The 13,171-nt window shown below is 47.1% G+C and carries 11 protein-coding genes; 5 read left to right on the top strand and 6 right to left on the bottom strand.

The genetic code is table 11. The annotated features are described in order from the left end of the window. The first annotated feature begins 10 nt into the window (after nt 1-10). Nucleotides 11-1,798, top strand: a complete 1,788-nt coding sequence (locus QUD86_RS07330; protein ID WP_286296302.1) for an ABC transporter transmembrane domain-containing protein — start codon at nt 11-13, stop codon at nt 1,796-1,798. A 12-nt stretch (nt 1,799-1,810) separates the two neighbouring features. Here QUD86_RS07330 and htpX read toward each other — a convergent pair whose 3' ends face one another. The 5 genes from htpX to mdoH form a co-directional block, all read right to left on the bottom strand. Beyond that, nucleotides 1,811-2,695, bottom strand: coding sequence for a protease HtpX (htpX, locus tag QUD86_RS07325; protein WP_286296301.1), 885 nt, complete (start codon nt 2,693-2,695; stop codon nt 1,811-1,813). A 130-nt stretch (nt 2,696-2,825) separates the two neighbouring features. After that, complete coding sequence (locus QUD86_RS07320; protein WP_286296300.1) at nt 2,826-3,839, bottom strand: alpha/beta hydrolase family protein; 1,014 nt, start codon at nt 3,837-3,839, stop codon at nt 2,826-2,828. Nucleotides 3,840-3,938: 99 nt separating this feature from the next. Continuing rightward, on the bottom strand, nt 3,939-4,823 hold the full coding sequence (locus QUD86_RS07315; protein ID WP_286296299.1) for a class I SAM-dependent methyltransferase: 885 nt from the start codon (nt 4,821-4,823) through the stop codon (nt 3,939-3,941). 65 nt (nt 4,824-4,888) lie between these two features. After that, nucleotides 4,889-6,652 (bottom strand): glucan ABC transporter ATP-binding protein/ permease, encoded by a 1,764-nt coding sequence (locus QUD86_RS07310; RefSeq protein ID WP_286296298.1) that lies wholly within the window; start codon nt 6,650-6,652, stop codon nt 4,889-4,891. A gap of 33 nt (nt 6,653-6,685) precedes the next feature. Continuing rightward, nucleotides 6,686-8,470, bottom strand: a complete 1,785-nt coding sequence (gene mdoH / locus QUD86_RS07305) for a glucans biosynthesis glucosyltransferase MdoH (RefSeq protein ID WP_286296297.1) — start codon at nt 8,468-8,470, stop codon at nt 6,686-6,688. Nucleotides 8,471-8,625: 155 nt separating this feature from the next. On the opposite strand from mdoH, the gene QUD86_RS07300 reads away from it, so the two are divergent. The 3 genes from QUD86_RS07300 to QUD86_RS07290 are packed head-to-tail and all read left to right on the top strand — an operon-like array spanning nt 8,626 to nt 11,132. Beyond that, on the top strand, nt 8,626-9,627 hold the full coding sequence (locus QUD86_RS07300; RefSeq protein ID WP_286296296.1) for a zinc-dependent alcohol dehydrogenase: 1,002 nt from the start codon (nt 8,626-8,628) through the stop codon (nt 9,625-9,627). 9 nt (nt 9,628-9,636) lie between these two features. Next, entirely contained in the window at nt 9,637-10,038 is a 402-nt protein-coding gene (locus QUD86_RS07295; RefSeq protein WP_286296295.1) for a 6-pyruvoyl trahydropterin synthase family protein, read from the top strand. Between the two features lie 2 nt (nt 10,039-10,040). Beyond that, nucleotides 10,041-11,132, top strand: coding sequence for a glycosyltransferase family 4 protein (locus tag QUD86_RS07290; RefSeq protein ID WP_286296293.1), 1,092 nt, complete (start codon nt 10,041-10,043; stop codon nt 11,130-11,132). 3 nt (nt 11,133-11,135) lie between these two features. On the opposite strand, the gene QUD86_RS07285 is transcribed toward QUD86_RS07290, so the two are convergent. Then, nucleotides 11,136-11,948: a RibD family protein gene (locus tag QUD86_RS07285; RefSeq protein WP_286296290.1), complete on the bottom strand. Its 813-nt coding sequence runs from the start codon at nt 11,946-11,948 to the stop codon at nt 11,136-11,138. Between the two features lie 128 nt (nt 11,949-12,076). Between QUD86_RS07285 and ribA the strand changes: the two genes are divergently transcribed. Continuing rightward, on the top strand, nt 12,077-13,153 hold the full coding sequence (gene ribA, locus QUD86_RS07280) for a GTP cyclohydrolase II (RefSeq protein ID WP_286296288.1): 1,077 nt from the start codon (nt 12,077-12,079) through the stop codon (nt 13,151-13,153). The last annotated feature ends 18 nt before the right edge of the window (nt 13,154-13,171 follow it).

Below are 13,171 nucleotides of genomic sequence, written 5' to 3'. Positions count from 1 at the left end.
CACTCCAGGCATGACATCTAAACTCAATAGCCTCACCGGCTGGCTTCGCGATTACCACGTCCTTGCACGCTACAGAACGCAGTGGATCTTAGCGGCGGTATTTTTATTATTAGCAGCAGCAGCGACTTTAGCGGTGCCTCTAGCATTTCGGGGGATAGTTGATACTGGCCTCACCAGTGCTGCCATTGATCGCCAGTTTATCTATTTACTGCTATTGGCAGTCGTATTAGCCCTAATGACGGCTAGTCGCTTTTACATGATGTCCTGGTTAGGCGAACGTGTGGTGGCTGATATTCGTCAACGCGTATTTGAAAACGTGTTGCGTCAGAGCCCAAGCTACTTTGAGACTCTACAAACAGGGGAGGTATTGTCGCGTTTGACTAGTGACACGACCGTAGTACAAACTTTAGTAGGGTCTAGCATCTCTATTGCACTACGCAGTTTAGTGATGCTAGTAGGTGGGATGACCATGATGCTAGTTACCAGTGCATGGTTGGCTGGAGTGATGATTGTTCTGCTGGCATTGATCGTTCTGCCACTTTGGGCATTAGGTCGCCGTGTACGAAAAATGTCGCGTGCAAGCCAAGATAAAGTAGCCGATACCAGCGCGATGGCTGGGGAAGTCTTAAATGCGATCACAACAGTACAAGCATTTGCCCGTGAACCCCATGAGCAACAGCGCTTTAATACCGCTGTAGAAGTAGCCTTTCGTGAAGCAAGAAAACGCATTACTATGCGATCCATACTGACCGCAATGGCGATCGTCATGTCGTTTGGAGTGATCGTTTTTGTATTGTGGATTGGGGCACAGCAAGTAAGCGCGGGAATAATAACCTTAGGCGAGCTTACCCAATTTGTACTCTATGCCGTGTTAATTGCCGGATCCATTGGTGCGCTTTCTGAAACTTGGGGCGACTTACAAAGGGCCGCCGGAGCGATGGAACGTTTGGTGGAATTAATGCAAGCAACGCCTGCCTTGCTCGGTGTTGATCTCGACCAGAATACTAGTCAATCGATGAGCTCAAACCTAAACCTAAACCTAAACTCAGGCACGACAAATACTCAAGTCAATGCAATTGAACTGAATGACGTATCGTTTCATTATTCATCACGTCCAGATGCTCTGGCGATCAATCATCTATCCTTTGCCGTTCCAAAGGGCACTCGATATGCCGTGGTTGGTCCCTCAGGCGCGGGTAAAAGTACTTTGTTTGCGATGCTATTACGGTTTTACGAGCCAAGCTCAGGCCAAATACGAATCTTTGGTCAAGATATTACGCAATGGCCCGTAAATGAATTACGTAATCTGATTGGGATCGTTCCGCAAGAGCCGACTATTTTTGCATCTACTGCTATGGAAAATATTCGCTATGGCAAATTAGATGCAAGCGATGAGGAGGTGATTGCAGCTGCGAAGACCGCCCATGCCCACGAATTTATTATGGCCTTACCGCAAGGTTACGGTAGTTTTTTGGGTGAGCGAGGCGTGCGCTTGTCGGGTGGCCAAAAGCAAAGAATTTCGATTGCTCGTGCGATCATTAAGAATCCACCCATCTTGTTACTAGATGAAGCTACTAGTGCTCTGGATGCAGAATCCGAGCGTGAGGTGCAATTGGCACTAGATGCGGTCTTACCAGGAAAAACATCCTTAACGATTGCCCATCGTTTGGCTACGGTGCTTCGAGCAGACTGTATTCTTGTTCTCGAAGACGGTCAGATTGTGGAGCAGGGCAATCATGCTGATTTAATCAAGCAGGGCGGCCTATATGCACGTTTAGCCCAACTACAGTTTGCTTAAATGCAGTGTGTTTTAAGCTGCACGGCGTAAAGCTTCAATACGATCACTCAGTGGTGGATGGCTCATGAATAAATGCTTCAGTCCGCTAGCCATGCCACCAGAGATACCGAATGCTTCTAACTGTTCTGGCAAATGTGCTTGATTGGATGATTTCTGTAAACGCTCTAGTGCGCTAATCATTTTTTGCTTACCTTCTAGAGAAGCAGCTCCGGCATCAGCCCGGTATTCTCGTTGGCGACTGAACCACATGACGATGGCGCTTGCCAAAATGCCAAGTACTAATTGTGCAATGATCGTAGTTACCCAATAAGCTGGGCCATGTCCACGCTCTGTTTTAAAGACAGTGCGATCGATAATGTGGCCAATGACTCTGGATAAGAAGAATACGAAGGTATTAATAACGCCCTGTATTAAGGCTAAAGTCACCATGTCACCATTGGCAACGTGACTGACTTCATGCGCTAACACCGCCTCTACTTCCTCTTTTGTCATTCCGTTTAGCAAGCCTGTACTAACAGCAACCAAAGCATGATTGCGGAACATACCTGTTGCGAATGCATTAATGTCCGGCGCGTCATAAATGGCGACCTCTGGCGTGCCGATACCGGCAGCCGCCGCCTGTCTTTGAACTGCGCCAACCAGCCATTGTTCTAGCTCATTACGCGGTTGTTCAATGACGCGTGCTCCCGTACTGTGTTTGGCCATGGTTTTCGACATTGCCAAAGAAATAAAAGATCCCGTCATACCTACTACTGCGGAAAGCATTAACAATGCAGGCAAATCAATACCAATGCCCTCTTGATCCAGAATGCGGCCAAGACCAAAGACGCTAATGATGACCGTGATGACCAACATAATGGCAATGTTCGTCACTAGAAATAGAAAAATGCGCTTCATACCAACGGGCTCCTAAGCTTGTAATGTAAGCTGATACTTCATCCTACGCTATTCATAAAGCCCCCATTATTTCTAGGTATATAGCCTAATAATGGTAAGCGAAATGACTGTATCAGTAATGTGGGGTGTGTTATCTCACTACTTTAAATAAGATTGACTGATGACGTTCAGACCAGGCCTGTATTTGAGATGGATGCTGACCAGTCAGCTGCCTTAAGAAATCAATGCTGAGCTCTTGGGTCGCCTCTTTAATTTGTTGATTCAGAATAGCGCCACCTGTATTGGTGCGGTCAGTAAAAATACTATGGGTTCCACCCTCGTACACGACTAAAGACTTATTCTTGCTGCCAATAGCGTTAAAAATATCCAGACGATCTTCATATCCACTGTAATACCCAGGAATACGAATCGTGTCTTCAGTAGCAGTGATATGCAATGTTGGGATCTCAATTGGCCCCAGAATATCTTGTAATGCTGTTTGCCCATAAAAAGGAGGGGTAGAAATCAGAATGGCAGCAGTGATGCGTGGGTCACGGAAATTCATGGGGATGCCGTTACGACTGACGCGGGCACCGGAGGCTAGTAAGGCAGTATTAGATCCATACGAGTGCCCAGCAACAATAATATTTTTTGTATCAATCTTAGCGCCCGACGGACTTTCCAGTAAGCGTGTGAGAGCAAATTGAAGGTCGCCCGTTCGTGCAATTGCTTCCTGATCTTGGGCTGCCTCTTGTAGTCTGGAGATTAGGCTAAATGGGTTGCCAAACCAAATAGAGCGATCACTACCAGTATGTTGAACATGCATGCTGGCAAAACCACGACTGGCCCAGTATTGGCCTAAATAGGTATACCCAAAGCGAGAGCCACCAATACCATGCGAAAAAATCACTAAAGGCACGAGCCCATTTGCTTGAATAGTTTGTGGCATATATAGCCGAATAGGGACCAGGCGATCTCGCGCAGTATCGACCCAGTCTTGATCGTCAATATTGAATAGCTCGCTTGATTTAGAGTCATCAGTAGAGTTATCACTAAAGCTATTACCAAGGCTATCACTTGGTTGCAGCGCAAGTGTAGGGAGAGCGAGGCAGAGTGAAGCAGATGTTGCCCGCCTTAAGAACTGTCTTCTACTATCGCTGATCATCGTTGTATTTTATCTTTAGAGGCCCGAATATACTTGGAGTGACTATTTGAAGTAATTGCTTCAAATAACTGCTTCAAGTAATCACTTAAAGTAGCTGCTTCAAGATACTTCTGGCATAGCCAAAAAATCCGTATGACCAATTTGGCACTCAGTAGCGAGAGCGCGACTGATTCCCCACTGATTGACGGTAGACTGATTAACAAGCTTGGTTTCTAGTGCTGCTGCTGCGCTGCCACTGGCTAAGCTTTGGATTAAAGATCGATCCTGCTCTGTCAGTAACCAAGGGCTCGAGGCAGTGTGTGTTTTAAATTCTCTTTGCTGCAGTAACGACTCCATGATGGCGATTGCATGCGGGCCCGCAGCAGCGCCAAAGCCTTTATCCGTTTGTTGGTGGTGATGAAAAGCTTTTAAGACTTGGGCATCACTAGCCTCTGGTGGGCTCCAGCTTTCGAGGCCGTTATAGGTCAAGACGGTATACAGCGGTTTTAATAATGTATTGCAAAAGCGGTGCAACCATTGTTCTGCAACGAGATCAAAAAAAGCGGCAGCAGTAATCACGTCAGCTGGTAGGGCTAATACAGATTCGATATTCTTGGCTAAATCATCACAACGAAATTCAACTGTGATGTGCTGATCTTGCTTTACGATCGTGAGCGGTTCTACTGCGTTAATAGAGGCCTTGCCTTGATCGGCGTTTTTTTCTAGTGATTCATCGGCCCAATCCATCAAGACGCTACGTGCCTTTTGAAGTAATGCTGGATCGTTATCTACCAGGGTCCAGTGTTGATCCTGAGGTAAAAAAGGAGCTAATGCCCGTAAGTTAGAGCCTGTTCCAGAACCCAGATCAATCAGGCGTATTGCTCCCATGCGGGTTGATGCAATATTTTCCAAGTAGTGGACTAACGTTGCTTGTAGTGCTTGGTCACGTGCCCGGTGATCGGCAGGCTCTCGTAAGGCCAGCCATTGTGAAGAAAATTCAGTCATAGTAGTTTGCGATATTGGGTTTAATTCGGTTTGGTTTTATTCGGCTTAGTTTAATTTTGCTTAGTTCAATTTGGCTTAGAGGTCAGCTGGTATTGCTGGTTTACGATCTCTGTAAACCGCCCCCCTTTTTCATAGAGGATTTCAAAGGTACCAGATTCAAGAACCTTACCAGCATCCATGACTAAAATCTGATCTGCTTGACGGATCGTACTCAGGCGGTGAGCAATGACGAGTGTGGTACGGGTTTGAATGAGTTCATGCAATGCCTTGAGTACACTATTTTCTGTTGTGCTATCTAGTGCACTCGTCGCCTCATCCAGTATTAAGATGGGGGGATCTTTTAATAGTACACGTGCGATCGCCAGTCGTTGCCGCTCTCCACCAGAGAGATTGCGACCTCGCTCTCCAATGATCGTATCGAAGCCTTCGGCTTGACGCTCAATAAAATCCAGTGCTTGTGCACGTAAACAGGCCGCTCGCGTTTCATCTTCAGTGGCCTGGGGTGAACCAATGCGAAGGTTTTCTGCAATAGATCGATTAAACAAGAGCGGTTCCTGAAAAACCACCCCAATATTACGGCGTAATGCCGTTAGTTGAAGGTTCCGAATATGACCCCCATCAATCGTAATCTGACCGGACTGTGGATCAAAAGCTCGGTAGAGCAGACTCAGTGCAGTTGATTTTCCGGCGCCCGACGTTCCCACCAGGGCTAGCATTTGTCCAGGCTTGACCGTAAAACTGACATTGTTCACGGCTTGATGTTGCTTGTTATAAGAAAAGTGAACGTGGTGAAATTCAATAAGCCCGGTGCATCGCCCTGGATCGATCGCCCCTGGCAGATCTTGAATTTCTGGATCGGTATCTAGTACTGAAAAAAACTCTTGTAGGCGAGGGGTGTCCATAGCCAATTTATTCGCAAAGGTCACCACCTGCTCTAGTCGTCCAATCACAATTCCAGCAAACGCAATAAAGGTCACAATTTCACCAACAGTAATCAGCGATTGGGTATACAGCCATACACCTAAAATGATGATGCATAAAATGCTTAGTGTGGTTGCCGAACGTGTGAGTACTGTCACAATCGCCCACCAAGAGAGGACTGGCAGTTGCGCCCCTAGTACCCGCTGGCTGATGTGATGCAAAGCTTTTACTTCTGTCTGTATTCGGGCAAAGCTTTGCACCAAGGCGATATTACTTAAGGTATCTGATGCCAGTTCCGCTAAATCAGAATGGTGACTTTCAATTTGCTGTTGTAGCTTTTGTGTTTTACGCAAAATGAAATGGGTCAAAATTCCGAACAACATACACAAGACGATTAATACAATCGCTAGGCGCCAATTAATGTACAGCGCCAAGGGAATAAGCACCGTAAGGGATACTATCGCGGCTAAATGTTCCCGGAAAAAACTCAGCCAAAGCCACCAAAGGGTATCGGTTCCGGCCAGCATGATTTTCATAAGGCGTCCGGAGTGCAGGCGCGATTGTTGGGCTAGCGGCAAATGTAATACGTGCTCAAAGTATTCACTAAATACGGCATGACGACGGCGATGAGCCAGTCTATCTGCAAATAAAGCGACTAGGGTTGAACAAATAATGGTGAATAAGCCAAAACCAATCCACAGAAGCAGTAGTGGCCAAACACCGTTCCAAATAACATCTCCTGCCGTTCTTGGTGCGTTGGAAAGCTGATCAATCACATGTCCAAATAGCACTGGCTCTGCAAATAGAGCGATTGCTAAGACAACATTTGCCAATGCCAAAATCCAGCCTAGTCGACGATCCGATCCTAGCTTTTCGAGTACGCGTAGATATAGGTGTAAAAAGTTCATGGATTGTTGTATGAGTTCGCTAATATGAGTTCACTATACCGTTTTGAGTACTGGTAGATCTAAGGCAAGCAATGCCGTAGGTGGCATGATTTCTTCAGGTAGAGAGAGCAAATGGCGACGGAGCATAAAACGACCAAGCCATGGTTGAGAGCTCAGAACCGCTAATGGAATAGCCAGAATCAGGCCACTAAAAAAGAGCATGCCGTAAGCCAATGTTTGCGGGTGCGTAAGATAAAGCATGGCTGAGAGAGTGACACCTAATAATGTATGTGGCCAAAATTGCCTGATTGCTTCTGTTAATTGGACGCTGTGATCATCTCGTGACTGAGACATCCATCCCTGTTTTTTACCAAAAATAAGCCCTGTCATAAAAATACTATGATTAAGCCAAGTAATTGGGGTCATGAGTAAGGCAAATAGCACTTCAAGGGTAAGGCTCAAACTAAAGTGAACCCCTCCACCAAAACGCTGCCGCTCTTGTTTGCGCAACAAGACATCCAATGCTCCCGCTATTTTGGGTAAGTACCACATCACTAAGGCGATGCTTAGTAGGGCTGAGAGTGGGCCAGCATTAATAAAAGTCGATGGTGTGGTGCTGATACTCATTGCAATAGTGCAGATGACCATTAAGGCAATCCAAGCTGGTGAGCCCAAAAACATAAATATGGCAAGCAGCAGTTGTAAGCGACTCAATAATTTAAGCTTAGGCAAGGTGAGTAAGTGGACATACTGTAAATTGCCTTCGCACCAACGTAAATCACGACGAATGTACTCGCTTAATGTGGGCGGATTTTCTTCCCAGCTTTCATCTTCTTGCGGATAGATTCGCACTTCAAAGCCTGCTCTGCGCATCAGTACGGCTTCGATTAAATCATGACTCAAGATGGGGCGGCCAGTGCCAGCGCCAGAGCCAGAGCGTGACGGTAGTTGAGGTAAATCACAGTGCGCTATAAACGGGGCTAGTCGTATCAAGGCGTTATGCCCCCAATAGGGTCCGCAGTCCGCTTGCCACCATGCTGAGCCCATAGTGTATGAGCGCATGCCTAGGCGCATGCCAAACTGGAAGAGGCGGGTAAAGGCGCTAGTTGAAGGAAGGCCCACCACTAAGCCTTGCAAAATTCCTAAGCGAGGGTTCGATTGCATCATGCGAACTAGACGCACAATTGCGCTAGCGGTCATAAAGCTATCGGCATCTAAGGTGAGGGCAAATTCGTGTTGATCGCCCCAGCGTTTACAGAAATCGGCAATATTGCCAGCTTTATATGCAGTGTTATCTGTGCGACAGCGATAGATTACCGAAAATTGTTTTTCCCAGCGTTGCGCTATAGCTAAAAAGCATGCTCTTTCTTGCGCTGCAATACTAGGATCATCCGTATCACTCAGAATATAAATATGGAAATGCTTGCCCACGGCATTTTCTGTATTGAATTCTGAGGCAGAAAGCCCTTGCAGCATGGTATCGAGATTGCGTACTAGTCGCTCGGGTGTCTCGTTGCGGATGCAGAGCAAAATAGCGGTTGATGCTGTGACTACCTGATCATTTTGCTTAAGCATCTCTGCTGGCAAAATGTGGGCGACAGGATCGGATGACAGCTGGCATAGCAGCAGACCAATAATGGCATTCCAAAAACCGATCACCATCCAAGGCAAGGTAAGGCCAAATAGGACGAGAAGCGCAATATGCAATATCAATGGAGTTTGGGGTGTTAGCGCCTGATAAATGAGCCAAAGCATCAAAATGCAAGTGCATAAGGTCAGCCCCGCAAAAATAGAGCGGCGTATTCTGACATTATGTTTAGTGGGGATGTTTATCGACATATTCAATAGGGTATTTAAGGCAACTTTGAGGCGCAATTCAAATGGCAGGCGCTTGCTCACTTATACTGTAAAAATTGCATATGCAGTATAGGTTAGTGCCCGTCATTGCGCCTGAAGCACACGCTATATTTGATTAAAACATCTGGGATTCATTCGTGGCATCTACTTCAAATCATTCTCCTGCTGCGCTGGTCAGTCGATCACTTTGGTACACAGGCCCCGAGCGTGCTGAGATTCGTACAGAAGAGCTCAAACCATTGCCCGCTGGTGCGGTACAAGTGCGGTCGCTGTTTGGGGCGCTCAGTCGTGGTACTGAGTCCTTGGTTTATAGGGGATTGGTTCCAGAGGGAGAGTTTGAACGTATGCGAGCTCCCTTTATGGAGGGCATTTTTCCATACCCAGTCAAATATGGTTATTCCACCGTAGGCCGCGTGGAAGAGGGTCCGTCTTCTTTGTTGGGTAAATTCGTTTTTAGCCTAACTCCGCATCAAACGCTTTATCAGATGGATAGCAACGATGTAGTGTTTATTCCCGGCGAGATCAAGCCGGAGAGAGCGGTATTGGCTGCCAATATGGAAACGGCGCTTAATGCAGTTTGGGATGCAGCGCCTGGGCCAGGCGACAAAATAGCCATCATTGGCGCAGGAGTAGTAGGGTGCTTAGTTGCCTATTTATGTGCGCATTTACCAGGTACTGAAGTAACGCTAGTGGATATCAAATCTGAACGTGCAGCAATTGCACAAGCTCTTGGTGTGCGGTTTTCTTTACCGGAATGTGCTCCGGTCGATTGCGATATTGTTATTCATTGCAGTGCCAGTGCGTCTGGCTTGGCAACAGCGCTGGCATGTGCGGGAGACGAAGCGACTGTGCTTGAGCTTAGTTGGTACGGCGCGACTTCCATTAGCGCTCCGCTAGGGGGTGCGTTTCATAGCCGTCAGATTCGCCTACAGTCGAGTCAGGTAGGGCATATTTCTACATCAAGACGTCCACGCTGGACGTATCGCCGTCGGCTGAGTGCGGCGATTGGGATGCTCAACGATGTGCGCCTAGATGTACTGCTGACACCCGCGGTAGAATTCGATGAGCTACCAGCACGCTTACCAGAAATTCTTGGACAACAGAGTGATGCACTTTGTTGTCTCATTCGCTACCCTTAAGGAGTTACCGTGTTTACAGTTGAAGTACGAGACCACATCATGATCGCCCATTCTTTTCGTGGAGCGCTTTTTGGACCTGCCCAGGCTTTGCACGGAGCAACCTTTGTTGTTGATGCCGCTTTTATCTCAAAAGAATTAGACGCCAATGGCGTTGTAGTAGATATTGGTCGGGCACTAGATGTACTGAAGGCGACCCTCAAGCCTCTAAATTACTCAAATTTAGATGAGCGTCCAGAGTTTAAGAATACCAACACCACTACCGAATTTCTAACGAAATATATCTTTGACCACTTAGCCAATGCAGCGCGTAGTGGGGGTTTAGGTCGTGATGGTAGTCAATTGCATGCCATTCGAGTCACCATCTCTGAATCTCATGTGGCGCGCGCTTGGTACGAAGCGGCTATTCATTAAGATTGGATTCAGGCGTTAAAACACAACAGCTAATCTTTGTATATCCAGGGGACTTAGCCACACCCACTGGTGGCTATGCCTATGATCGACGCATCATTGATGGACTAACGCAATTAGGTTGGCAAGTAGAGCTTCTGAGTTTAGGGAGCAACTTCCCTTATCCTGGCCAAGAGACTATTGCTTCAGCTCGCCAACTATTGCTCCATCTCAAACCTGGCATCCCGATCGTAATGGACGGCCTAGCTTTGGGAGTCTTGCCTGAGATCGTTGCTGAGCTTGCGATGTCACACGATGTCATTGCACTCATCCACCATCCCTTAGCTTTTGAGACGGGTATCAGCGCTGATCAAGCGGCAGTATTTAAAGCGAGTGAGGCGCTAGCCCTAAGCTATGTCAAACGGGTAGTTGTCAATAGTCCCAGCACTGCGAAACAGGTATCGCAATTCTTAGGTGTGCAGTCTGACAAAATTGAGGTGATTCTTCCGGGCACAGATCGCCAGGCAATAGAAAAACGCAGCAAAGAAGCATCCAAGCAATCCAATGGGAAGCTCCAGCTACTATCGGTTGGCTCCGTCATCCATCGCAAAGGCTTTGATATTTTATTAGAGGCTTTATACCCATTAATAGCGCTACCCTGGACGCTGTCTATTGCGGGGGATATAACCCGCGATGATGTGGCTTACAAACAGCTTCAGAAAGATATTGTCCGCTTTGGTTTCCAAGATCGCATACACGTATTAGGAGCTGTGACTGAAGAGCATCTCGAGAATCTATACCGCCAAGCAGATATCTTTGTTCTTGCTTCCCGCTTTGAGGGTTTTGGCATGGCCTATGCAGAGGCTATTGCCCGTGGCATACCTGTGATTGGTACTAACGCTGGGGCAATTGCGGATACGGTACCGGCTACAGCGGGCCTATTAGTTCCTCCAGATGATGTGCAGAGTTTGACGATCGCGTTACGAAAAATGATTCAAGACGAGGAATACCGCTTAACCTTGTCGCAGGGAGCGTCTGAAGTGGCGGCCCTGCAAACTACTTGGGAAGATTCATCAAAGCGTTTCTCTGAAGTGCTGTCATGCTGTGTGGGGTGTTGATTACTAAGTTAAGCGCTGATCGCTCAAGTCACAATCTAAGAGGATGTCGTTGCCCAGCAGATGCGTTTGTACTTTGAGGCGTGTAGCTTGATCCATGTGTTCAATAGCAGGAAGCTGAAAGCTGGGTCGTCCTGATCCCATAATGATCGGGGCAGTGATGATATGAAGACGATCTAAGCAACCGGCCTGCATAAAATGCGATAAGGTCAGAGCGCCTCCTTCAATTAGGGTTCGGTGAAGACCTTGCTGACTTAAGCTATTCAAAATAGTCTTTGCCTGAATACGTCCCTCAATCATTGGCAGGGTCAGCACTTCAACTCCAAGAGGAGGGGTAACTTTGGTGCCTTGTGCAACGATCCATATTCTTCTGGCCCCATCTGAGCACCACACTCGAGATTGCGTACCTAGCCTGCCTTGAGGATCGATAACTACGCGTGCTGGACTTCTGCCTTGTACTAATCTGACATTTAACTGTGGGTCATCCGCGATTGCTGTACCTACCCCAATAACAACAGCATCTACTAAGGCGCGTAGTCGATGTAGATGAAGGAGGCCAGAAGGGCCGTTGACATACTTAGATTGACCTGTGACTGTAGCGATACGACCATCCATCGTTTGTCCAATTTGCCCAACCACCATCATAGAGTCGACTGTCGCTGTTCTGATGGGCTCAAAAAGCACCTGGAATTCTGAGGAAGGTAATGTATCGGCGCTAAAAAAGAGGGATAAAAATTCTTCCCAGCGATCATCTATCCCTTGAGATTCAGGGGTTTGAGGGCTAATTGTCTGTGAAGGGTAAGGTTTGGATGAGGCCAAAGTGTAAAGCTCTCATAGAAGGTTATGAAGCAAATGTCTCTTCTGAATAATTTACCATATGGTGTCATAATTGGCTTTCAGCTAGTACATTTGACACATTTTTGACAGTTTTCTTGGCTTAATTATTTATGGCAATACCCGATCCCCTCGTTCATGTCGACCGCGCTATTTCTGAGTTACGCAGGGGCGCTGCTGTAAGCGTGATTGGTGAACAAAAGCACCTTTTAATGGTTGCTGCAGAAGCCTTGACTCCTGAGCAGTTAGAAATGCTGAGACATCATCAAGCTGGCGCAGCTGCATTAGTGATCACAGGTACCCGTGCAAATGTATTGGGTATCGATACAACTGATCGTGCAGTTAGTAGGGTCTCTCATCCCCAAGGCCTGACACTCGATGTTATTGAGTGCTTAGCAAATCCACTTGCAGCCTTAATGAATCATCCAAACTTGGATGGTCTTGTAGTGAGCGATGCCGATGACTTAGCGCAGGCTGCTATTACGCTATGTAAGTTATCCCGCCTTCTTCCTGCAGCTCTCATTATTGAGGGTTCGCAAGCTGCTCCTGATACCCTGGTAGTGAAGGCCAGCGAGATTCAATCCTATATAAGTAATGCCGCTGAATCACTAATGCAGGTGAGTGAAGCGCAAGTACCATTAGAAAATGCAGAAAATGCACGGGTAGTTGCCTTTCGTCCTCGCGATGGTGGCATTGAGCATTTAGCAATTGTTGTAGGGGATATCGATCCTGCAGAACCCATTTTAGTTAGACTCCACTCCGAATGTTTTACCGGTGATCTTGTTGGCTCTTTGCGTTGTGATTGCGGTAATCAGCTAAGAGGCGCTATTACTGAAATGTCACGTGTTGGCAGTGGAATTCTGCTGTACCTTGCTCAAGAGGGGCGCGGTATTGGACTGGTCAATAAGCTGCGAGCATATCAATTGCAAGATGCCGGATTTGATACGGTGGATGCCAATTTACAGCTAGGCTTTGATGCAGATGAGCGTAACTATTTACCTGCTGCTCAGATGTTGCGCAAGCTCGGCGTGCACCGCATTAAGTTATTAACGAATAACCCTCTGAAGGTAGCGGCTTTAGCTCGACATGATATTGAAGTGGTGGAGCGGATATCCCACACCTATCCTGCGAATAAGCACAACGAAGAGTATCTCCAGACCAAAGCCATTAAAAGCGGACACCTCTTTTAATTACTGCGCTTTCTGATA

Source organism: Polynucleobacter sp. TUM22923 (assembly GCF_030295705.1).
Taxonomy (GTDB): Bacteria; Pseudomonadota; Gammaproteobacteria; order Burkholderiales; family Burkholderiaceae; genus Polynucleobacter.
This window is presented reverse-complemented; position numbering and strand designations above follow the sequence as displayed.

Excerpts from the sequence above, each read along its gene's own strand:
- QUD86_RS07330 (WP_286296302.1), top strand. The coding sequence starts at position 11 with ATGACATCTAAACTCAATAGCCTCACCGGCTGGCTTCGCGATTACCAC.
- htpX (WP_286296301.1), bottom strand. The coding sequence starts at position 2,695 with ATGAAGCGCATTTTTCTATTTCTAGTGACGAACATTGCCATTATGTTG.
- QUD86_RS07320 (WP_286296300.1), bottom strand. The coding sequence starts at position 3,839 with ATGATCAGCGATAGTAGAAGACAGTTCTTAAGGCGGGCAACATCTGCT.
- QUD86_RS07315 (WP_286296299.1), bottom strand. The coding sequence starts at position 4,823 with ATGACTGAATTTTCTTCACAATGGCTGGCCTTACGAGAGCCTGCCGAT.
- QUD86_RS07310 (WP_286296298.1), bottom strand. The coding sequence starts at position 6,652 with ATGAACTTTTTACACCTATATCTACGCGTACTCGAAAAGCTAGGATCG.
- mdoH (WP_286296297.1), bottom strand. The coding sequence starts at position 8,470 with ATGTCGATAAACATCCCCACTAAACATAATGTCAGAATACGCCGCTCT.
- ribA (WP_286296288.1), top strand. The coding sequence starts at position 12,077 with ATGGCAATACCCGATCCCCTCGTTCATGTCGACCGCGCTATTTCTGAG.